Here is a 22107-nt window from a genome sequence, read left to right on the forward strand (position 1 = left end):
AAACTTCTCTCTTCATAGGTGCAAGATGACGCTGTTATTGAGTCTGGTCGGTATGCTGGCCCTGATGTTTATCGCCTGGCTGGCCAGTGAAAACCGCCGTGCCATCCGCTGGCGGACCGTGCTGGGGGCGCTCGCCCTGCAAACCGGCTTTGCCGCCCTGGTGCTCTACTTCCCCCCCGGTCAAATCATGCTCGGCGCCATGAGCAACGGCGTCTCCGCCCTGCTCGGCTTTGCCGACAGCGGCATCCGCTTCGTGTTTGGCGATCTGGCCAGCAACGGCTTCATCTTCGCCGTGCGGGTGCTGCCGCTGGTGATCTTCATCAGCGCGCTGATCGCGGTGCTCTATCACTTCGGCATCATGCAGTGGGTGATCCGGGTGCTGGGGGGCGGCATTCACCGCCTGCTCGGCACCAGCCGCGCCGAATCCCTGGTGGCCACCGGCAACATCTTCCTCTCGCAAGGGGAATCGCCGCTACTGATCCGCCCCTTCCTGGCTGGCATGACCCGCTCCGAGCTGTTTGCGGTGATGACCTGCGGCATGGCCTCGGTGGCTGGCTCTGTGCTCGGTGGCTACGCCGGGCTCGGTGTGGATCTGAAATACCTGATTGCCGCCTCCTTTATGGCGGCGCCGGGTGGCCTCTTGATGGCCAAGCTGCTGGTGCCTGAGCAGCAGCAGGTGAACGATCAGACCGAGATCACCCTCGACAAGAGCGACTACAGCAACGCCATCGACGCCCTGGCGGGCGGCGCCATGAGCGGCATGAAGATCGCGGTGGCCATCGGCACTATCCTGCTGGCGTTTGTCAGCGTCATCACCATGATCAACGCCGGTCTCACCACGGTGGGCGAGTGGTTCGGCTGGGCCGATCTCTCCCTGCAGCAGCTGCTGGGTTACCTGTTTGCCCCGGTGGCCTGGCTCATCGGCGTGCCGGCCAGCGAGATGATGGCGGCAGGATCCTTGATCGGCCAGAAGGTGATCATGAACGAGTTCGTCGCCTACCTGGACTTTGCCAACATCAAGCAGGATCTCAGCGCCCACACCCAGATCATCATCACCTTCGCGCTGTGCGGTTTTGCCAACCTGGGCTCCATTGCGGTGCAGCTTGGCTCCATCGGCACTATGGCGCCGGAGCGCCGCCACGACGTGGCGAGCCTCGGCTTCAAGGCGGTGCTGGCGGCAACCCTGGCCAACCTGATGAGCGCCACCCTGGCGGGGCTGTTCGCCTCCCTCGGCTAAGCGACCCTGCCCCCATGCACACCCCGTCTCGCCACTGGCGCGGCGGGGTGTCGTCCATCTGGCGCCAACCACTGACGCCTCGGCACGGCGTGGGCTCGACAGGGGCGGGCGCAGGCGGTAGCGTGATGGCGCGCGGCCCGTCCGCGCCCGTTCAGGCATTCATATAACAAGGAATCACACCATGACCCGTTTCTCTCGCGCATTGGCGCTCTCCCTGCTGCTGGTCGGCGCCGCGCCGGCGTTTGCCGCCGCCACCTATACCTCGGATCTGCTGCTGTCGGCGGACTTCAAGGCCCCCTGGGCCAAGGCGACCCAGGGCATCAAGAACCTGCCCAAGTGGGTGCGCAGCGGCAACGGCACCAGCTCCCCGCTCGAAGCCGTGGCCGGCACCCCGTATCAGAGTGGTTCGGTCTGCAAACCTCACGACTGCGCCAGCCACTACATGCAGCTGTTGGTGGATGCCAAGGCCAAGCGGGTGTGGGGCGTGCTGATCGACCTGCCGGATAGCGACGCCGCTCGCGAAACCCCGTCCAAGTTCGCCCGCTACACCTGGCTCGGCCAGCCGGACAAGGGGATGCAGGCCGCCCTGATGAAGCAGGTTGAGGCCGACCCCAACTGGCAGTAAGCATCGAAAAGCAAAAACCTCTGCCCGGGCAGAGGTTTTTTTATGGCGAAGAGGTGATGGGGCAGGGTGCTAGCGGCTCAGGATCCGCACCGAGCGGATGCGATTGTTGAAGTCGGTCGCCTCCTGCTCGCCGCCCTTGCGGGTGTAGTAGCCACCGCGAAAATCGGTCTCCTCGAAGAAACGCACCACCCAGCCAGCCGGCACGGTGAAGGAGGAGATGCGGTTGGCAAAGCCGTAGCGGCCGAGATCCGCAATATCCCGGTCGATGCGCAGGGACTCGCCGCTCTGGTGGGCACCGTCGAACACCAGCAGGGGGCTGGCGTCGTCCCCTTCGTCCAATCGGGTTGTCAGGCAGCTCGCCTTGGCCGCCTCGCAGAACAGGCTGTTGTTGCCCTGGCCCTGCTGGCAGCGGCGGCTCACCTTCTGGCGCGCCAGCCATTCGCTGCGCCCCGCATCGGCATAGACGCTGTTGAAGGGGGTCAGGGTACAGATGTGGATACGCCCGCCACCCTGGCTTTGGCCGTTCACCACGATCTGCGGATTGATAAGGATATCGGCGTGGGCCGCTGTGCTCAGGGTCAACAGCGCCAGCAGGACAAACAGCTTGTTCATGGATGAGATCTTGCCAGTTCAAGGGGCGGCAAGGATTGCCGAGACGCCGCCCCGATGCAAGTGGGGGCGGCGCCCGCTGCGACACTCCTTGCCCGCCACAGGCGTCAAGATGAAAGGCCCAAAGCAGAACACCGGCACAAGGCCGGTGTTCTGAGCAGCATGGCGGCGGGCCCGGCGGGGCGCGCGGTCAGGGCCGCTTAGGCGTAGAAAGCCTCGACGGTGCCCTTGACGGTGATCAGCATGGGGTTGCCATAGCGATCCTTGGCTTTAGGGGAGGGGATCTTCACCCAACCTTCGCTGATGCAGTACTCCTCGACATTGGTGCGCTCCTTGCCGTTCACGCGAATGCCGATCTCGTGCTGGAAGCACTCCGCCACATGGTGCGGGCTGCGCGGGTTGGCCGCCAGACGGTCGGGCAGGGCAGGTTTGTTGTCGCTCATTTTATTTACCTGAGTGTGATAAAAAGTGGGTCATTGTAGACAATGGCCCCGCCGGGCTCAAGGCAGCGTCTGCGCAGCCTTGAGAATCTGTGATGAGGTCGGTCAGGAGGCGCGCCAGGCCTTGATCCTGCCATAGGCGGTGCCAGCCAGAGTGACAAGAAACATGACGACATAGCTCCAGAGCGGCGGGTCGAAATAGAGATCCTCCGGCAGGCTGCAAAGATAGAGGAAGGCAACCGCCAGAAGCGGTGTCAACAGAAGTTGGATAAGTGTTCTTATCATGGGGCGATTCACTTATTGGATGCGAAATATGGAGGATCAGGCGCTTGTCGCTAGCCTTGCGCTGCGTTAATCAGCCATGCCAGTTGGTGTGATTCAACGATGGGTCATCTTCTTCCGGCTCTCTATTCTGTCACGAGCGTGCTATTTTGCGATTCCGGCCTGACGGGGAGTTGCCTTGTCACTCCGGTAGTTGAGATAACCATGCGACAAACCATTCAGCAGGCATGGAGGCAGACTCTTTATTCAACGCAACGTGGATATCCCAGTTCGTTTCTACCTCCGCGAGTATGGGCATCACGGCATCAATCTCTGCGGGGGCATCTATATCAGCGTATTTGTTCCAGAAAGCCTCACACCAGTGAGCAATGGACTCATGATGGTGAGGTGCACTTTCTGGATGGGCGCCCCATGTCAAAACCTGTTTTACATTGTCTGGCGTAAATGCCAGCTGTATTTCATCGGGCATATTGCTTTACCTGCAACATCAGGTGTGGTGACGATGGTTGCTATGTCCAGTGACACAACCCTGTGTAGGGCATGTATTTGCACCAAGACATTCGTCGCTCTTTTTGGGGCGAAAGTCGTTTGCTCAATGCAGAAAAATAAGGGTCAACACAGTACGCTAGTTCGCGCAGTGATCCTGCCGCTGTGCCTGTAGAGACTGGTTGTGCATGCAGACGAAAACGGGATGGCTCTCTTTTCTCACATAGCCCCAGACCCGGATACCACGCTCCAGCATGGTAAATTTGACACCGGCCTGGCTCGCAACATGAATCGCTTCATACGTGAAATCTTCAATGTCCGGTGCCAGCAATGCCCCTCTGGAGTGAGCCTGGTATGCCAGGACGTCCAGGAACTCCATGGCCCAGAAGTTGCCCCCATATTGTGCCAGTTCTGGTGTATAGCTCTCACCATCTTCTGGAAATGTGGAACCATCCAGATCCGCTCGCCGGTATTGGAAGAACCTGTTGCTTTGATGCAGCAACGCAAAAAGACGATTCCATTTGGAATTGTTCGAAACAGACGTCATGCCTGCCTTGATAACATACCCTTTGACTGACTCTCTATGTCGAATGTCCATCACTATCCTCTAGGTCGAATGACACCTTGCCAGACAGATCTACGCCGCCGTGTCGTAACAAAATCCATGAAAACCAGATAATGGTTTGATAAATGACAGTTGTTGTAGATCACCTTTCAAGCGCCATTTTTATAACGCGGTCAAGCAGTTCTTCATTCTCATACAGCTCGCGGTACGCGGTGAAAGAGAGGTTGCCTTCATTGTACTGTTTTTAAAAGAATATTTTTAAGCGCCATTCGTCGGAATCTGGCTTGTTGAAATCAAAGTCTATTCCACCGACAGAAGCAGTTCGGTATATATCGACACCAACACCATGAGTACGATAGACCCAATGAGTCCCTGGTATGATCATTGTTCCCCTATGCTCTGGCTCCAATATTTCCTCTGCGGAGGCCAGATGAAAAACACGCACAAGCAGCTCTTTAGCCCACTTCCTTTGTGCATACCATAGCGGAATAAGGTTTTTTATTTTTTCCAGATTATCCATTTTGCCCTCTCAGATTCTATGTTATGGCGTGTTATATCCAGCGGTCGACATGCATAACAGAAATTTATTCTGCGGTACATTCTGTGTTTGGGATTTGGCTGCAATATTGCCCGACCTGTTGGCAAGATGGGGTGTTCAATCCAGACCAGTGAAGGCTATGAACGTCTTGAATAACAGGCTGCAGCTGAGCTGGGACACCCATCTTTTGAATGTTGGCTATGCTACGCCTTGCTTAGAAAGGTGGGTGTCCCAGATTCATGTTTTGCCCGTCCTAGTGAGCGTAGCGAATGACTTGAGCGCATTGTTAGGCAGGCTCGTTAAAGAACTCAATGGCTTCAGTAATTGATTGAACCTGCTGTGAGTTTCCGTTGGATACGGCTTGGTGCAGAAGTCCAGAGAGAATGGCGCTGCGAGTGGCTTCTGGTATTACGCATGGGCTTAGTATCCCCCTGGATTGTGGGTAATCTCCCCAGTGAACACCTAATGCTTTATGTCCACCATTCTGCTTGTTTTTATGGTCATACCAACCAACTATGAGAACTAAGCCATCGTCGGTATGTATTTCTTTTGAGTTTTTCCAGTATGAGTTCAGGTTCACGATATTTTCCTGTGCAGCTACTTGTTAACTTCTTTAATTGCTTGAGCAACAGGGCGAGATAGAATCTCGACCATTGATTTTTGATTAGAGGTATCACTTTCATTGCCCGAGGCGTAACCAGTGGATTGAGGTGAAAAGATGCAACTTGATGCTTGAAGTAAAACCGCATCTCTTACCCCTTGATCTCCAGATGCCTCAACAAGAGCTGAATGAGTCATTAGTGCATTTTGACGATGTTTATTAACAATCGCGTTATGCTTGTGATTCAGGAAGTTTTTAGCTGACAAAAACATCATATAGGCAATTACCGAGAATATTAGAAACTTACTTATAGATAGTTGAACCGCATCGTATGTATTCTCAGGCTTTAGAAATGGAATCTTGTGTAGGAATAAGCTAATTACTGAAAAGCCCCCCAAACCTATTGCCAAGTAAACCGCACTTTTTTGCCACTTATCTGCTTCAGTGATGTGATGCTCATACTCAGCATTGAAGTGAGCCGCCTGCTTTGTAACACCCTCTTCTGCGGCAACACGACGAATCTCATTTAGAACATCTTGGGCATCATTTTCATGCTGAGCAAGGGACTCCGCTATTTTAGAGGCTCTATCTTCAATGGCCTGAAGCGTCGCCCGTGCCTCTGAATCCAATCGCTGAAAGTCGGCTGACCTATGCAATGAATATGCAATATAAGCATGTAAAGCCTGAAAGGCTGGCTGGTAAGCTGCAACCACCTGATTTATCAAGGCTGTGCGAGCTACCCCCGGATCTTGCTGTTCAGGGTTGAATTCTAGTACCTGAGAAAACAACTTAAAGTGATTGTTCGAATTATCTCGAACGACCGTAAGGATATTATCAGGGAAGTCTTGCAATGCAGTCAGAGACAACCGTTTATATAGTTCAATAAGTTGCTTCGCAGGTTCGACGACATCACTAAAGTTTAGTCTGCTCCCCAAGTCAGATGTTCTAGGTAATTTTTCAACATCAAAATTTTGAATTCGATTTAGAGATTCCTTTGCCTCTTCATATAATTCTTCTTTACCAACCATCATGATTTCTCCTTGAGTCTCGGATTCGACTGGAAGTTAACAATTAAGCTAACGGGCAGGCAAAAGCGTAGCTTTTGACTATCCAGCGAACGAAGTGAGCGACTTGTTATACGTTTTCACCTAGTGCTTGCTTAATAATAAAAAAATGCTTGTTCTAAATCCTCTGCAGATTTGGAATCGTAGTACGTATTTGATTCCAGTATCATGCGTAGAATTGAATAAAGACTTTTTTATGTGATGGGATAATGCTGCCCATCCCTTTAATTCGATTGTTCATTTTTTCTGTGCCTTTGGCAAAAAATCTAGTTTCTCAGAAGCGAGAGTAGGCACTACTTTGGTAAGAAGTTTAATTATTTCATAAAATTGTAGTTGCTTGGTTGTCATGCTCGATTTGTATATGATGTATAATGCCAAAATTAGCCGCCGCTTTTAGCGGTAGGCTGGATTTTGTTATATTATTCCATCAATGTTCGTTCAGTATGCTCGATTGATTTGGATATATTTTTCGGAAAGTTTATCAATTTTTTCGCCGATATTCTGTGATAATTTTACATTGCAATAGAATTAGAGATGTTCGACTCTTTTACAACATTAGAAATATTTTCTAACCACAAGGCTGAAATTTAAATTCTGTCCAGTGATGCGAAGCGAAACGATGTTTGACCACTTTGTTATGCAGTTACCAGTTGAGCCAAATTTTCCATATGCCTATATATGCATTACCAATAAAATTCCTAAAATACCCTCCTTCAAATTCGGCTTTAATGTCAAGCTTTATGTCTTGAATGTCACTTAACTGATTATAGTAATGAACACATGACAACTTGATAATCTCCTTGGGACGAAGAATTCCATTTTCATCATTAAAATCAGATATTGTAATGTTATGTTTCTTCCCGCATTCACAGTCCAATGGAATACCAAAGTGGTCTATGAAGCGAATTATCTTCCTGATTCTTTTCTGTTTAAAAGTGGCCAAATTTGACTCCTTGTTCATCTTGCATAACGCACGCGTAATTGGCGGGAGCTTGCGAACGCCCTTATAAACGTGTTTGTTAAATTACTAGTGATCACGATACTTCACAATTATTCCATCCGAACCTATAGAATAATTTTGTTCTCTTTCCAGACTACTTTTCTCTGTAAGCCGTTCTCTTAAAGAGAAAGGAAATTCGACCAACTCTCTTTGCTGGATGAGGTCATGTATTTCTTCTTCGATACCAACAGTAAGGTTCACACCTTTAGCTTCAATGTTTATCGCGTAATACCTAAAGCCATCTTCAACTTTAAGTTCGAGCTTCCTATCTAAAGCGTTTTCAAATAGAAATATTGGCTTGTAGCTGGAGTCAATGAATCTACCACGTTTAATCCTGTAACGCTTTTCTCCCTTGCTTTCAGGGTCGACTAAGTGAGTTAATATTCTTTGATCATTAAAGTAAGTAGCACATGCGTTGAGAGTTTGTGGAGGTACACCATCGATTGATTCTACTCTTCGCACTTGCTCCTTTGCGCTTGAAATCTTTGCTTTTAATTGATTGGTTGACATTCCTTTCGCTTCAAAAACATGCCAATCTCCGTTAGAGCATCGCCCCACAAGATCTGGCTCTCGACCTTTTCCATTTTCAATGTCAAAAAACTCAATAGATCCAAGTGCCTTGAGACTTTCCACATGCACTAAACTAGGAATATTTAACAACTTCTCGGCATAAAACTTGGCAAAAGCCATCCCGAGGTTATAACTAACAATACGCTTTTTATCACTTACATGAGTGTGATATATCGGGTGAAGCCTCATGCCGTTTATATCAGATTGTATATTTTCAAATACAATACCAATTTTTTCTATTACGGAGCTATATATCGTGCGTGCGAGACCATGATCTCTGATTTTCTGCTTCGATATAAAGCTTGGATTTCCAACGGTAATCATTGACCTATAAAGGTCTATCTTTCGGCAGCGTAGACTTGCTTCACCATTTGAATTTACATGTAAGTGATTATTGGTGTAGTCAGTACTCTCATAGAAAACTAGAGGCAAGATATACTCCTTTTGCCATTTAACCGTGATTAGATAGAAGGCGGCACTAATCCGATAGCAGAGCCTTCCATATAACTCCGCTCTGCCCTGATAGTTGCCGCGATATGAATAAAATTAAATAAAAAGACTACCAAGTTACTTCTGATGCTTGAATATACACGATCGGCTTCCTCGTTTAACGCTTCCATGTCCCCCGTCAGTGAATAAGTCGGCAATGGCCAGGCGTCGGCAAGGCTACCGCCCCTGAGTTCCAGCCCCCAGTCTGCTGCCTGTTACCTGCGAGATAGCAACAATCACAGTCATGGTGCGCTCCCGAGAGATGGATTGTCGTTTGGCTATCTTAAGGGGCCGGATTGAGACATTGAAAGAGGAGATTGATAAAAATCTGAGCTGGTTCAACGAATTAGTGAACAACAACTGCTTTGTGTGGACTGTTGGGTTGGTAGAGAGTGCGGAAATCCCCTCACCCCAACCCTCTCCCAAGGGGCGAGGGAGCTTGTCTGCGGTTAGACGGGAGCTGAGGGCTGGCACTGTCTTGTTTTGAGCCCCCTCTTATTCGCTGAGGCGAGTCCTTTTGTCCAGGCCGCGAGGCAGGACGCCGAGCGAGCGGCGCTGGGCCATGGGCAAAATCGGGAAAGGGCGAGCACAGCTCGACCCGATTTGGCGCGAGAACATGGATGTTCGAAGCGGGCTTTGGGCGAAGCCATGGATGGCGGAGGCCAAAGGCCCATCGGCGCGTGCCGTTGGACAAGAGGATGAGCCGAAGGTCCCCGACGTCAGTCGGGCGAATAAGCGGGGGAGAAGACCTTTGGTGTTATTTGTTAAAGAGAGCGGGTCTTTCCAAAGTCACTCGCCCCAGCCGCGAAGCGGCGGGCGAAACCCCGTCGAGGGCGGAGCACTCGCGTCTTGCGCAGTGAAGCCGCGCCATCACATCCAATCCGTGAACGTCCGAATACGCTGCGCTATTCGAACCTACGATTCGATAACGCCGGGGGATTATGGGTTCCCTCACCCTGGCCCTCGCCCAAGGGGAGAGGGGACAAAGATGCTGGGAGTGGCAACAAGCAGGAAATAGAAAGGGAGCCTATCAGGCTCCCTTTCTGCACTCACGGCTAATGGCATCGGACCCATGCCGCCCCTTATCGATTAGTCGCCGCCTTCATCCCTTCCACAAACTCCTTCAGGCGAGTGAGCATATGTTCCGGGTTCTGGTGGTGGGTCTCGATGATCTTCACCACGGCGGAGCCGGAGATGGCGCCGGCGGCACCAGCCTTGATGGCGTCACGCACCTGGGCCGGCTCGCTGATGCCAAAGCCGAGCAGGGCGGGGGGGGCCTTGAACTCGCGAAGGGTGTTTATCAGCCCCTCCACCGGCATGCCGGCCTTGGTCTCGGCCCCGGTCACGCCGGCGCGGCTCACCAGATAGGTGTAGCCATTGCCGAGCTCCGCCACCTGTTTCAGGGTCTCGGCGTCGCCGTTGGGCGGGGCGATAAAGATGCTGTCGATGCCGAATCTGTCGGCGGCCGCCTTGTAGGGCTCGCACATCTGCACCGGCACGTCGGCCACCAGCACGGAATCCACCCCCGCCTGCTGGCACTTCTCGTAGAAGCCGTCGATGTGGCGTACATAGACGAGGTTGGCGTAGACCAGCAGGCCAATAGGCAGCTGCGGGTACTTGGCGCGAATGCGACCGAGCAGCTCGAAGCAGTCGTCCGGGGTGGTGTGGCTGGCAAACGCCCGCAGAGCGGCCCCCTGAATGGTGGGTCCGTCCGCCACCGGATCGGAGAAGGGAATGCCGAGCTCGAGGGCATCGGCGCCCCCAGCGACCAGCGCATCGACGATGGCCAGCGAGAGTTCAGGGGTGGGGTCACCCAGCATCACGAACGGCACAAAGGCGCCCTGATTGGCTTCGTCCAGACGGGAGAAGAGTTGTGCGTAACGGTTCATGACAAGGTTCCTTCTTTCTCGAAAATGTCGGCAACGGTGAAGATATCTTTGTCGCCACGGCCGGAGAGGTTGACGATGAGCACCTGCTCTTTTTCCGGTTCACTGCGAGCCATCTTGAGGGCGTGGGCCAGCGCGTGGGAGGACTCCAGCGCCGGTATGATGCCTTCGGATTTGGCAAGCTCCTGGAAGGCGTCCAGCGCCTCCTTGTCGGTCACCGAGGGGTACTCGGCGCGGCCGATGGCGGCCAGGTGGGCGTGCTGCGGGCCGACGGAGGGGAAATCCAGCCCCGCCGAAACGGAATAGGACTCCTGAATTTGCCCCTGATTGTCCTGCATCAGGTAGGAGTGCATGCCAAAGAAGACCCCCTTGCTGCCGTGACCCAGCGGCGCACCGTGCTCGCCGCTCTCGATGCCGTGACCACCCGGCTCTACGCCGATGAGGCGCACCGACGGCTCATCGATAAAGTCGGCAAACATGCCGATGGCGTTGGAACCGCCGCCGACGCAGGCGATCACCGCATCGGGCAAGCGTTCTTCTTTCTCGAAACACTGGGCCTTGGCCTCTTCCCCGATCATCTTCTGGAACTCCCGCACGATAGTGGGGAAGGGGTGGGGGCCGGCGGCGGTACCGAGCAGGTAGTGGGCCGACTCGTAGTTGGCGGCCCAGTCGCGCAGCGCCTCGTTGCAGGCATCTTTCAGGGTGCTGGAACCGGAGTGCACCGGGATGACGGTGGCACCCATCAGCTTCATGCGAAAGACGTTGGGCTTCTGGCGCTCGCAATCCTTGGCCCCCATGTAGACCCGGCACTTGAGGCCGAGCAGGGCGCAGGCCAGCGCAGTCGCCACGCCGTGCTGACCGGCACCTGTCTCGGCGATGATCTCTTTCTTGCCCATCCGCTTGGCCAGCAGCGCCTGACCCAGTACCTGGTTGGTCTTGTGGGCGCCGCCGTGCAGCAGATCTTCACGCTTCAGATAGAGACGGGTCTTGGTGCCCTTGGTCAGGTTGCGGGTCAGGGTGAGCGGGGTCGGGCGACCGGCATACTCGGTCAGCAGGGACTGAAACTCGGCGATAAAGGCCGGATCATCCTTGGCATCGACGAAGGCCTTTTCCAGCTGGAGCAGGGCGGGGATGAGGATCTGGGGCACGTACATGCCGCCAAATTCACCAAAAAACGGGTTGAGCAGGGTCATGGCTTCTTCCTTGTATTAGCTAAATCGAAACATCGAAAATGGTTGCGTTACAGGTTGCGCAGGGCGGAAAAAGCGGCCGCTATCTTGTGCGCATCCTTCTGACCCGGGGCACTCTCTACCCCGGAGTTGAAATCAAGGCCGAGGCAGCCCACTTGCGCGGCTTGCAGGGCGTTGTCGGGGTTGAGGCCGCCCGCCAGCATCAGTTTGCTCTTGTCGAGCGTGGCCAGCAGGGCCCAGTCGAACGCCTGACCGGTGCCGCCGCTCTGGCTGCCGACTTTCGTATCCAGCAGCAGGCGATCCGCCGGGTAGTCGAGGGCGGGCAGCGGCTCACCACTTGTGATGCCGACGGCCTTCCAGATCTGGCAGCCAGCCGGCAACAGCGCGCGCAATCCCTCGATATAGGCGGCGTCTTCATCCCCGTGCAGCTGCACCGCGGCGAGCCCCAGCGCCTCCACCGTCTTGACGAGGGTGGCGGGCTGGGCGTTGCGAAATACCCCGATGTAAGAGAGCGGCGCGCCCGTCATCACGGCGCGGGCGGCGGGGATGTCCACATAGCGCGGGCTTTTCGCCACAAAAATCAGGCCACCGAATACCGCGCCCGCCTGATGGGCGGCGGCGGCATCCTCGGCGCGGGTGAGACCGCACACCTTGTTCTGGCCCAGTATCAGCTTGCGTACCGCCGCTTCCAGATCCGGCTCGGCCATGAGGGATGAGCCCACCAGAAAGCCCTTGGCGTGGTGGCGCAGATCCGCCACCTGGGCGCGATGATTGATGCCGGACTCGCTGATCACCACCCGATCGGCCGGGATGTCAGCAGCCAGCTGTTTGGTGCGGTTCAGATTCACGCTCAGGTCGCGCAGGTCCCGGTTGTTGATGCCGATCACCGGCGCCCCCAGGGCGATGGCGCGGGTCAGCTCCTCCTCGTTGCTCACCTCGGTGAGCACGCCAAGGCCCAGCTCCTTGGCCACAGCGAACAGGGCGCGATAGCCCTCGTCGGTGAGCACCGAGAGCATCAGCAGGATGGCGTCCGCCTGATAGTGGCGGGCCAGATAGACCTGGTAGGGGTCAATCATGAAATCTTTGCAGAGCACCGGCTGGCTGACGCGGCTGCGCACCCGGCTTAGATAAGCAAAATCCCCCTGAAAGAACTTCTCGTCGGTCAGCACCGAGATGGCGGTGGCGTATTTGCCATAGATGTCGGCGATGGCCTCCGGGCTGAAGTCGTTGCGGATCAAGCCCTTGGAGGGGGAGGCCTTCTTGCACTCCAGAATGAAGCGGGTGGAGCCCGCCTTGAGCGCGCCGACGAAATCCCGATCGCTTGGGGTCAGCGCGCTCTGGAAGCTCTCCAGCGGCTGGGCCAGCTTGCGGGCGGCGACCCACGCCTGCTTGGCCGCCACGATCTTGCCGAGAATGGTCTGGCTGATGGAGGCCATGTTCAGAAAAGCATGGGGGGCAATAAGGTCTGACATCTCGTTATCCTTGCGAAACTGGCTCTTGCCCTGCGGGCGTTCTGAATGACTGCTGTGCGACATGGTGGCTGACATCATGCCTCCTGATGGCCTGTTTCCTGATGACTCAAAGTGGCGAGCCGAGCGGCGAGCTCCGCCGTCTTGCCGCTCGCCAGCACCGCCAGCACCTCGGCCGCCGCGCTCTTGAGATCTTTCGCCTTGCCCGCCATCAGCAGCAGTGGCGCCACGTTGGCGGCGATGGCGGCGTTGTGGGCCGGGGTGCCACGCCCTTCCAGAATGGCGGCGGTGATGGCGCGGTTCTCTTCAGGCTCCCCCCCCTGAATGGCGCTGACCGGATAGGTCTCGAGGCCAAAGTCAGCCGGGGTGATCATAAATTCGCGGATCTCGCCGTCACGGATCTGGGCCACCTGGGTCGGGCCGTGGATGGCAATCTCGTCGAGGCCGGCGCCGTGCACCACCATACCGGTTTTCAGCCCCAGTGCCAGCAGGGTTTCGGCGATGGGGCGCACCAGCTCGGGGGCATAGACCCCCATCAGCTGATAGGTGGGGCGAGCCGGGTTGATGAGCGGCCCCAGCACATTGAACAGGGTGCGGGTCTTGAGGGCCTGGCGAACCGGCATGGCGTGGCGCACCCCGGCGTGGTACTGGGGGGCGAACAGGAAGCAGATGCCGAGCTCGTCCAGGCAGCGGCGCGCCTGCGCCGGGCTCATGTCCAGCTTGATGCCCATCTTGTCCAGCAGATCGCTTGAACCCGACTTGCTCGAGACCGAGCGGTTGCCGTGCTTGGCCACTTTCAGGCCGCAGGCGGCGGCGACCAGCGCCGAGGTGGTGGAGACGTTGATGGTGTTGAGGCCATCGCCACCGGTGCCGACGATGTCGCAGAACTCGTAATCCGGACGCGGGAAGTCGCGCGCTTCCGCCAAGAGGGCCTCGGCGGCGCCGGCGATCTCCTCCGGCGTCTCCCCCTTGATCTTGAGGGCGGTCAGCAGGCTTGCCAGCACTATGGGATCCACTTCGCCACGTACCACCTGGCCGAAGGCGTCGCGGGTACTTTCACGGCTCAGAGACTGACCCTGATAGAGGGTGTTGAGATGATGATGCATGTTGGTCTCCTTACCGCACGCTGCTTTCTGGACGGGTGATATGGGCGAGCGCCTGGGTGAGCAGACGGGCCCCTTCCGAGGTCATGATGGATTCCGGGTGGAACTGGAAGCCCAGCACCCGCTCATCCTGCTGCTCGATGGCCATGGGCATGCCCTGATAGTGGGCAATCACCGTCAGCTCTTCCGGTACATAGGTGGCGACCAGCGAGTGGTAGCGGGCCACCGGCAAGGGGCTTTGCAGCCCCGCGAAGGCGCCGTGGCCGTTGTGCTCAATCAGCGAACGCTTGCCGTGGACGATCTCGCCCGCCGCGCCGACGGTGCCGCCGTAGGCTTCGCACAGAGCCTGATGACCAAGGCAGATGCCGAGGATGGGCACCTGACCGCGGGCCAGCTTGATAAGGTCGATGAGGCAACCCGCCTCGTGGGGGGCGCCCGGGCCCGGCGAGAGCACCAGCACGGCGTCCCCTTCACAGGCGGCGATCTCGCTCATGATGCGGCTCGCCGGCAGGCTGTTGCGGTAGATCCGCACCGGATAGCCGAGGGAGCGGAACTGGTCGACGAGGTTGTAAGTAAATGAATCGAAGTTGTCGAGCAGGAAGATGTTAGTGGCTGTTGATCCGGTACTCATTGGCTCACGTCCTTATGTTGCTCCTGCTGGGCGCTCAGGGCTTGCAGGGAGGTGCCATGGCTGGCGGCGATGGCGGCCAGCACGGCCGCCGCCTTGGCGCGGGTTTCGTCCGCTTCGGCCTGGGGCTTGGAGTCATAGACCACCCCGGCACCGGCCTGTACATGGGCAATGCCATCTTTGACAAAGGCGGAGCGGATGACGATGCAGGTATCCATCTCGCCGGCGCCGTTGAGGTAGCCGACCGCGCCGCCGTAGCTGCCGCGGCGCTTGCCTTCCACCATGCGAATGAGCTCGCTGGCGCGGATCTTGGGGGCGCCGGTCAGGGTGCCCATGTTCATGCAGGCCTGATAGGCGTGCAGGGCGTCAAGGTCGGCGCGCAAGGTGCCGACCACCTTGGAGACCAGGTGCATCACGTGGCTGTAGCGATCCACTTTCAGCAGCTCCTTGACGTAGCGGGTACCCGGCTCCGAAATGCGGGCGATGTCGTTGCGGCCCAGATCCACCAGCATCAGGTGTTCGGCCACCTCTTTCTCGTCCTGACGCAGTTCCAGCTCGATACGACCGTCGAGATCCCGGTTGATGCTGCCATCGGGGTTGAAGCCGCGGCGGCGGGTACCGGCGATGGGGTACATCTCCACGTCGCGGCTGGTGGCGCAGAATTTCACCGCGCTTTCGGGGGAGGCGCCAAACAGGGTGAAGCCCTCATCCTGCACGTAGAACATGTAGGGGCTGGGGTTGGTCTGCTTGAGGCGGCGGTAGGCGGCGACGGGGCTGGGGCAGGGCAGGGAGAAGCAGCGGGACGGCACCACCTGGAAGATGTCACCGCGGCGAATGAAGCCCTTGAGCTTCTCCACCTCGGCGCAGAACTGCTTGTCGCTCTTGTCCACGCTCATGCCGCCGGCGAGGGCCGGGGTGGCAGGTGCCTGCGCGGGGGCTTGCTGGCAGGCGTGCTTGAACTGGGCGAGGCGCTCGCTCAGGCGGTGGTATCTGTCTTCCACCCGGCTCTCGTCGCTGTCTCCGCCGAAGATGCAGGCGAGCAGCGCAGTGGAGCGCGCGATGTGGTCGATGGTGATCAGGGTCTCGGCCACGTAGAAGCAGTAGTCGGGGCAGTCGTTGCTCCCCTCTGGCACTTCGGGCAGATCTTCAAAGGAGGCGATGAGGTCGTAGGCGAAGCTGCCGGCCATAAAGAGCGCCTCTTTGCCCAGCTGGCAATCGAGCTCCCGCTGCAGGGTGCGCAGCACGTCCAGCACGCTGATCCCCTTGAGGCGGCTGTCTTCGTCCTGCTCCCGATCTGAGGCCGGGAAGTCGAGCTGCAGCTCGCCGGCCACCATGCTCTGGGTAACGGCGGCGGGCAGGCGCTCGGCCAGCAGGCTCTGCAGCTGGGCGCCGTTGTCGTTGAGGCTGCGCACCTGCACGGTGCGGCCCCGGCACTCGATGCGCAGGCAGGCGTCCACCAGCAGCAGGCTCTGTTTGCCCGCCTTGGAGTCGATCTCCACCGATTCAAGCAGCAGGTTGTTGGGGCGACCCTGGCAGAGCTCGCTGTAGAGTGCCAGCGGATCGGCCACATAGGGGGCGTTGAGGGTGAGGGTATCGAATTCACCCAGAGGAAGGCGATGGCTGGCTGTCATAGTGCGTTCCCTCGCGTGTGATGCTGTTTACCGATGTTCATGACGTTGAATTCCTTGAAAATTTAATGGGTCCGGGGTGGCTGGTTCAGGGGCGCCATCGCCAGGTCAGCTTGCTTGTCTGAATTCTCGGTTTCATCACAGGTCCATTTGCCGGATAATAAAAAAGCCCGCTGGGGTCAGCGGGCTTTTTCTTTGGGTTCTTTATTTGCTGTCAGGTTTACAGGTACAGCAACGACCACACGCCCGCATGTCAGGGAGTGTGCCACCACCAGATGGTCAGGATGGAAGTCGTTTGCATGATAAAGTCCTGTAAAAAGATGTTTGCAATGAAGTGCCTACAGAAAACGATAAAGCCGCGGCCAAGTCAAGTCGCTTTTTAGCCTTCTTTCACCGAATGTGTACCCATGGTGACCTGACCACGAGAGCGGAATAATCTGATGAGATTCGATCTACACTGCCATACCACGGCCTCGGATGGGGTGCTGAGCCCCACCGAACTGGTGCGCCGCGCCGCCGAAAAACAGGTCGAGGTGTTAGCAGTTACTGACCACGATACCCTTGCCGGGCTTGATGAGGTGCGCCGCACCATCGAGAACGAGCAACTGCCGCTGCGGCTGGTGAGCGGGGTCGAGATCTCCACCGGCTGGGAGCATCACGAGATCCATATCGTGGCGCTGGGGGTGGATGAAAAAAATGTGGCGCTCACCGATTTTCTGGTCGGCCAACAGGCTCGTCGCGAAGCGCGCGCCCAGGAAATAGGGCGTCGTCTGGAGAAGTGTCTCATTCCTGGCACCTATGAAGAGGCCAAGCAGCTGGCTGGTGATGCGGCCGTGACCCGGGCCCACTTTGCCCGGGTGCTGGTGGCGCGCGGGGTGGCCGACAACATGCAGAAGGTATTCAAGAAGTACCTGAGCCGGGGCAACAAGGGCTATGTGCCGGCCGAGTGGCCCGAGATGGGCGCGGCGATCAGCGCCATTCACGGCGCCGGTGGCCTGGCTGTGCTGGCCCACCCGAGCCGCTACGATCTCACCGCCAAGTGGATCAAGCGGCTGCTGGTGGCCTTCAAGGTGGCCGGAGGGGATGCCATGGAGGTCTCGCTGCCTCAGCAGAGCCCCCAGGAGCGGGCGAATCTCGGCCAGTGGGCCAAAGAGCACGACCTCTACATCTCGGTGGGGTCGGATTTTCACTTCCCCTCCAACTGGACCGAACTGGGTCGCCACCTCTGGTTGCCCAAGGAGGGGATGCCGGTATGGCTGGCGTATCCCGGTCATTTTGGGCTTACCACTGAGCAACACGCAGAGTTGCTGGCGAGTCGGTAACAGTATTTGCGAAATAGGGAACACACCGGACAAGAGGGTATGGCCATATTTATGGTTGGCGTATCCCGGTCATTTTGGGCTTACCACTGAGCAACACGCAGAGTTGCTGGCGAGCCGGTAACCGCCCCAGAGTTGCAGGGCGCCAACGGGCGCCAAACAGAGTAAGGTAGTGTCGTGAAGCCCGGCTTCGCGGCCATCAAGCGGGCAGAGATTGCTGCCCCCATTGCGAGAACGAGTCATGAGTCAGCACTTTTACGTACACCCGGAAAACCCCCAGGCCCGTCTGATCAGCCAGGCGGTGCAGATCATCCAGAATGGCGGCGTCATCGTCTATCCCACCGATTCGGGTTATGCGCTGGGTTGCCAGATGGGTGACAAGGGCGCGCTGGAGCGCATCTGCCGCATCCGCCGCATCGATCCCAACCACGACTTCACCCTGGTGTGCCGCGATCTCTCCGAGATCTCCACCTATGCCAAGGTGGACAACAGTGCGTTTCGCCTGATCAAGAACAACACCCCCGGCCCCTACACCTTCATCTTCAAGGCCACTAAAGAGGTGCCGCGCCGCCTGATGAACGAGAAGAAGAAGAGCATCGGCATCCGGGTACCGGACAACAAGATTGCCCAGGCGCTGCTGGAGGCCCTCGGTGAGCCGCTGCTCTCCACCACCCTGATCCTGCCGGAATCTGACATGGCGGAGTTTGACCCGGAGGAGATCTTCGACAAGCTGGGCAAACAGCTGGATCTGGTGGTCAACGGCGGTTATCTGGGCGAGCAGCCTACCACAGTGGTGGACTTCTCCGACGACGAGCCTGTGCTGCGCCGGCGCGGTGCCGGGGATCCGACCCCGTTTGAGTGATACGGTCGAACCGGTCGCCATGACGGCCGCCCAGCCGCCCGCCGGGGCTGGCGAGGGGGCACCGTCGGCGCTCTCTCCCATCGCCCGGGTGCTGGGGCAGCCCTACCATGAGCTGCCCCAGGATTTGTTCATCCCGCCCGATGCGCTGGAGGTGTTTCTCGATACCTTCGAGGGGCCGCTCGATCTCTTGCTCTACCTCATCCGGCGCCAGCAGCTCGACATCCTCAACCTGCCGATCCTGCAGATCACCGCCCAGTACATGGAGTACGTGGAGCTGATGCAGGGCCTCAATCTGGAGCTGGCAGCCGAGTACCTGCTGATGGCGGCCTGGTTGGCGGAGATCAAATCCCGCATGCTGCTGCCCAAGGCGCCGGAGCTGGAGGACGAAGAGGAGGGGGAAGACCCCCGTGTCACCCTCATCCGCCGGCTGCAGGAGTACGAGCGCTTCAAGGTGGGGGCTGAGCGGGTCAACGAGTTGCCGCGGCTGGAGCGGGAGATCTTTGTCGCCAGCGCCATGGTGCCGGATTTTGGCGATCTGAAACCACTGGCGCCCGATGTTTCGCTGGTTGAGCTCGCCCTTTACATGCAAAGTGTGGTAAAACGCGCGACTCATTTTGAACATCACCAGATCCGCCGCGAGCAGATCCCGACCCGGGTGCGCATGGCGGAGATCCTCGCCATGCTCTCGCTGGGCCAGACCCTGCGCCTGGAGCAGGTGCTGCGCGCCGAAGAGGGGCGCATGGGGGTGTTGGTGACGTTTCTGGCGCTGCTGGAGCTGTGCAAGGAGCAGCTGATCTGGATCCTGCAGGCGGAACCCCTGGGGCCCATTCACTTTGCCCTGGCCGGCCAGCATGAGGAGAGCGAGCGTGGCGCTGCCCACTGAACGGCTGCGGCCGATAATGCGAGGAGCGGACCATGGCGCTGCCGGCTGAACGACTCAAGACGCTGATCGAAGCGGCGCTGTTTGTTGCCGGGCGCCCGCTCAACGTCAGCGAGCTCAAGAGCAGTGTGCTGGCGGACTACCCGGTCACCAGCCGCTACGTGCAGCTGTTGCTGGCCGAGCTCAGGCAGGATTACAGCGAGCGGGGGGTGGAGCTCAAAGAGGTCGCCTCCGGCTGGCGCTTTCAGGCCCGCCAGGAGTACGCGGAGGAGCTCTCGCGGCTCTGGAGCGAGCGGGCCCCGCGCTATTCGCGCGCCGTGATGGAGACGCTGACGTTGATCGCCTATCGTCAGCCCATCACCCGGGCCGAGATCGAAGCCATCCGTGGAGTGGCGGTCTCGAGCCAGATAGTGAATACCCTGAAAGAACGTGGCTGGGTGCGCAGCATAGGTCACAAGGAGGTGGTGGGTCGCCCGGAGCTGCTCGCCACCACCCGAGAATTTCTGGATTATTTTAATCTGCAGAGTCTGGAGCAGCTCCCCGAGCTTGATCCCGAACTGCAACCCTCGTTGTCCACTCTGACGTTGGCAGAGACGGGCAGCGATCAACAATCAGGTAACCCCGATGAGTGAAAAACTGCAAAAAGTGTTGGCCCGCGCGGGTCACGGCTCCCGTCGTGAGATGGAGGCCCTGATCACCGCAGGTCGGGTCAGTGTGGATGGCAAGGTCGCCACGCTGGGGGATCGCGTCGAAGTGAACGCCGTGATCCGGGTGGATGGTCACCAGGTCAAGACCCGCGCCGCAGAGGAAGTGATCTGCCGCGTGCTGGCTTACCACAAGCCGGAAGGGGAGATGTGTACCCGTCACGATCCGGAAGGTCGTCCCACCGTGTTTGATCGTCTGCCCAAGATGGAAGGGGCCCGCTGGATCGCGGTCGGCCGCCTCGACGTCAACACCTCCGGTCTGTTGCTGTTCACCACAGACGGTGAGCTGGCCAACCGGCTGATGCACCCGAGCCACGAAGTGGAGCGGGAATACGCGGTGCGCGTGTTTGGCGAGATCACCGAAGCCATGCTGCAGCGCCTGCGCAAGGGCGTGCAGCTGGAAGATGGCATGGCCAAGTTCAACAAGATCAAGCCGGCCGGCGGTGAGGGTCTGAACCAGTGGTTCAACGTTACCCTGACCGAGGGTCGCAACCGTGAAGTGCGCCGCCTGTGGGAGTCCCAGGAAGTGCAGGTGAGCCGCCTGATGCGTATTCGCTACGGCGACGTCAAGCTGGATCGCGGTATCCCGCGCGGCGGCTGGCAGGAGCTCAAACTGCCCGAGGTGAACTACCTGCGCGGCCTGGTCAACCTGCCGCCGGAGACCGAGTCCAAGGTCGATCTGCAGCAGGATGGCAAGGCCAGCCGCCACAAGCAGGCCGCCCAGATCCGTCGCGCCGTCAAGCGTCACAAGGAGATGCAGGGCAAGGAGCCGCGTGCCCGTGCCACTACCGCCCGTCGCAAGCCGCAAGCCTCGACCCGCAACTCCGGCACCGGTAGCAAGTAAGTGCCCAGTCGCACTGTAAAAGGCCCGCCTCTTCGGCGGGCCTTTTCGTTGGTGCCTGCTGCGTCCGTTATTGTTCAATGTGCAGGATTGCTGAATTAATGGGGCCAGGCAGGCGGCTGAAGGGGGCCGGGGTGGTTGCCCGGCAAGGGCGGGCTTGTTAGCCTTCCGGCACTGACACAGGAGATAATAATGAGCAAGGTACTTGATGAGCTGCTGGCGTTGCTGGCGCTCGAAAAAATCGAGGAGGGCCTGTTTCGGGGCCAGAGCCAAGATCTCGGTCTGCGGGCCGTGTTTGGCGGACAGGTAATGGGGCAGGCCTTGTCAGCCGCCAAGCAGACGGTGGCCAGCGATCGCCAGGTGCACAGCTTCCACTCCTACTTCCTGCGCCCCGGCGATGCCAACCGTCCCATCGTCTACGACGTGGAGAACATCCGCGACGGTCAGACCGTCTCCACCCGCCGGGTCAAGGCCATTCAGGGCGGCAAGCCCATCTTCTATCTCAACGCCTCCTTCCAGGTCGAGGCGGAGGGGTTTGAACACCAGATCCCCATGCCGGCGGGGATCACGCCCCCCGAGCAGCTCAAGAGCGAACTGGAGCTGGTGCGCCCCTACGAGCAGCAGATCCCGCCCGCCCTGCGCGACAAGATCATGTGCGAGAAGCCCATCGAAATTCGCCCGGTGACCCTGGTCGACCCGATCCGCCCCGACGTGTACGAGCCGGTGCGCCACGTCTGGTTCAAGGCCAATGGCCAGATGCCGGACGATCAGCGGGTGCACAAGTACCTGCTGGCCTACGCCTCCGACTTCCACTTCCTGTTCACCGCCCTGCAGCCCCACGGGGTGTCGTACTGGGAGCCGGACATGCAGGTGGCCACCATAGACCACTCCATGTGGTTCCACCGGGACTTCCGGCTGGACGACTGGCTGCTCTACGTGGTGGACAGCCCGAGCGCCAGCGCCGGTCGTGGACTGGTGCGCGGCCAGTTCTTCACCCGCGACGGGGTGCTGGTGGCGAGCACGGCGCAGGAGGGGGTGATCCGCCGCCGCGGTTGATTAGCGCTGAGCGCCAACAAAAAACGGGAGCCGAT

23 protein-coding genes are annotated in these 22107 nt (G+C 58.2%); 8 read left to right on the forward strand and 15 right to left on the reverse strand.

Features of this window, described 5'->3' with window-relative positions; genetic code table 11:
- Positions 1-25: 25 nt before the first annotated feature.
- The gene (locus CK627_RS11130; protein WP_095592359.1) at positions 26-1237 is read left to right on the forward strand and encodes a NupC/NupG family nucleoside CNT transporter; all 1212 of its coding nucleotides are present in this window, start codon (positions 26-28) and stop codon (positions 1235-1237) included.
- 181 nt (positions 1238-1418) lie between these two features.
- Positions 1419-1862 (forward strand): inhibitor of vertebrate lysozyme family protein, encoded by a 444-nt coding sequence (locus CK627_RS11135; RefSeq protein WP_016351391.1) that lies wholly within the window; start codon positions 1419-1421, stop codon positions 1860-1862.
- Positions 1863-1931: 69 nt separating this feature from the next.
- On the opposite strand, the gene CK627_RS11140 is transcribed toward CK627_RS11135, so the two are convergent.
- The 15 genes from CK627_RS11140 to CK627_RS11205 form a co-directional block, all read right to left on the reverse strand.
- Positions 1932-2474: a beta/gamma crystallin-related protein gene (locus CK627_RS11140; protein WP_017783245.1), complete on the reverse strand. Its 543-nt coding sequence runs from the start codon at positions 2472-2474 to the stop codon at positions 1932-1934.
- Positions 2475-2671: 197 nt separating this feature from the next.
- Positions 2672-2914 carry a DUF3297 family protein gene (locus CK627_RS11145; protein ID WP_005302916.1) on the reverse strand — a complete coding sequence of 81 codons (243 nt, stop codon included), beginning with the start codon at positions 2912-2914 and terminating at the stop codon, positions 2672-2674.
- A gap of 102 nt (positions 2915-3016) precedes the next feature.
- Positions 3017-3196, reverse strand: coding sequence for a hypothetical protein (locus CK627_RS11150; protein ID WP_095592360.1), 180 nt, complete (start codon positions 3194-3196; stop codon positions 3017-3019).
- A 178-nt stretch (positions 3197-3374) separates the two neighbouring features.
- Positions 3375-3662, reverse strand: coding sequence for a hypothetical protein (locus tag CK627_RS22580; RefSeq protein WP_081396122.1), 288 nt, complete (start codon positions 3660-3662; stop codon positions 3375-3377).
- Between the two features lie 156 nt (positions 3663-3818).
- Entirely contained in the window at positions 3819-4277 is a 459-nt protein-coding gene (locus CK627_RS11155) for a DUF6678 family protein (RefSeq protein ID WP_095592361.1), read from the reverse strand.
- A 211-nt stretch (positions 4278-4488) separates the two neighbouring features.
- Complete coding sequence (locus CK627_RS11160) at positions 4489-4764, reverse strand: DUF6896 domain-containing protein (RefSeq protein ID WP_217349758.1); 276 nt, start codon at positions 4762-4764, stop codon at positions 4489-4491.
- 304 nt (positions 4765-5068) lie between these two features.
- Positions 5069-5362, reverse strand: a complete 294-nt coding sequence (locus CK627_RS11165; RefSeq protein WP_095592362.1) for a hypothetical protein — start codon at positions 5360-5362, stop codon at positions 5069-5071.
- A 17-nt stretch (positions 5363-5379) separates the two neighbouring features.
- Positions 5380-6414 carry a hypothetical protein gene (locus CK627_RS11170; RefSeq protein WP_095592363.1) on the reverse strand — a complete coding sequence of 345 codons (1035 nt, stop codon included), beginning with the start codon at positions 6412-6414 and terminating at the stop codon, positions 5380-5382.
- Between the two features lie 1060 nt (positions 6415-7474).
- Positions 7475-8449, reverse strand: a complete 975-nt coding sequence (locus tag CK627_RS22585) for a hypothetical protein (RefSeq protein ID WP_157737172.1) — start codon at positions 8447-8449, stop codon at positions 7475-7477.
- 1139 nt (positions 8450-9588) lie between these two features.
- Positions 9589-10395: a tryptophan synthase subunit alpha gene (trpA, locus tag CK627_RS11180; protein ID WP_095592365.1), complete on the reverse strand. Its 807-nt coding sequence runs from the start codon at positions 10393-10395 to the stop codon at positions 9589-9591.
- Positions 10392-11585 (reverse strand): tryptophan synthase subunit beta, encoded by a 1194-nt coding sequence (gene trpB / locus CK627_RS11185; protein WP_095592366.1) that lies wholly within the window; start codon positions 11583-11585, stop codon positions 10392-10394. Before trpB ends, trpA begins: the two co-directional genes overlap by 4 nt.
- A gap of 47 nt (positions 11586-11632) precedes the next feature.
- The gene (trpCF, locus tag CK627_RS11190) at positions 11633-13129 is read right to left on the reverse strand and encodes a bifunctional indole-3-glycerol-phosphate synthase TrpC/phosphoribosylanthranilate isomerase TrpF (RefSeq protein ID WP_167385320.1); all 1497 of its coding nucleotides are present in this window, start codon (positions 13127-13129) and stop codon (positions 11633-11635) included.
- Positions 13129-14157 carry an anthranilate phosphoribosyltransferase gene (gene trpD / locus CK627_RS11195; RefSeq protein WP_095592367.1) on the reverse strand — a complete coding sequence of 343 codons (1029 nt, stop codon included), beginning with the start codon at positions 14155-14157 and terminating at the stop codon, positions 13129-13131. Before trpD ends, trpCF begins: the two co-directional genes overlap by 1 nt.
- A gap of 10 nt (positions 14158-14167) precedes the next feature.
- Positions 14168-14785: an aminodeoxychorismate/anthranilate synthase component II gene (locus CK627_RS11200; RefSeq protein ID WP_005350219.1), complete on the reverse strand. Its 618-nt coding sequence runs from the start codon at positions 14783-14785 to the stop codon at positions 14168-14170.
- Positions 14782-16413, reverse strand: a complete 1632-nt coding sequence (locus CK627_RS11205) for an anthranilate synthase component 1 (RefSeq protein ID WP_095592368.1) — start codon at positions 16411-16413, stop codon at positions 14782-14784. Before CK627_RS11205 ends, CK627_RS11200 begins: the two co-directional genes overlap by 4 nt.
- A gap of 437 nt (positions 16414-16850) precedes the next feature.
- Here CK627_RS11205 and rnm point away from each other — a divergent pair, with 437 nt between their 5' ends.
- The 6 genes from rnm (at position 16851) to tesB (ending at position 22072) form a co-directional block, all read left to right on the forward strand.
- Positions 16851-17732, forward strand: a complete 882-nt coding sequence (rnm, locus tag CK627_RS11210) for an RNase RNM (protein ID WP_095592369.1) — start codon at positions 16851-16853, stop codon at positions 17730-17732.
- A 238-nt stretch (positions 17733-17970) separates the two neighbouring features.
- On the forward strand, positions 17971-18591 hold the full coding sequence (locus tag CK627_RS11215) for an L-threonylcarbamoyladenylate synthase (RefSeq protein ID WP_005302891.1): 621 nt from the start codon (positions 17971-17973) through the stop codon (positions 18589-18591).
- Complete coding sequence (locus tag CK627_RS11220; protein ID WP_167385321.1) at positions 18584-19474, forward strand: segregation and condensation protein A; 891 nt, start codon at positions 18584-18586, stop codon at positions 19472-19474. The genes CK627_RS11215 and CK627_RS11220 overlap by 8 nt, the downstream gene beginning before the upstream one ends.
- A 32-nt stretch (positions 19475-19506) precedes the next feature.
- The gene (gene scpB, locus CK627_RS11225) at positions 19507-20103 is read left to right on the forward strand and encodes an SMC-Scp complex subunit ScpB (RefSeq protein ID WP_095592370.1); all 597 of its coding nucleotides are present in this window, start codon (positions 19507-19509) and stop codon (positions 20101-20103) included.
- Complete coding sequence (gene rluB, locus CK627_RS11230) at positions 20096-21019, forward strand: 23S rRNA pseudouridine(2605) synthase RluB (protein ID WP_005302885.1); 924 nt, start codon at positions 20096-20098, stop codon at positions 21017-21019. The genes scpB and rluB overlap by 8 nt, the downstream gene beginning before the upstream one ends.
- Positions 21020-21208: 189 nt before the next feature.
- Positions 21209-22072 carry an acyl-CoA thioesterase II gene (gene tesB, locus CK627_RS11235; RefSeq protein WP_095592371.1) on the forward strand — a complete coding sequence of 288 codons (864 nt, stop codon included), beginning with the start codon at positions 21209-21211 and terminating at the stop codon, positions 22070-22072.
- Positions 22073-22107 lie beyond the last annotated feature (35 nt).

Origin of the sequence: Aeromonas dhakensis (genome assembly GCF_002285935.1) — a bacterium.
In the GTDB taxonomy this organism is placed as follows: Bacteria; Pseudomonadota; Gammaproteobacteria; order Enterobacterales; family Aeromonadaceae; genus Aeromonas; species Aeromonas dhakensis.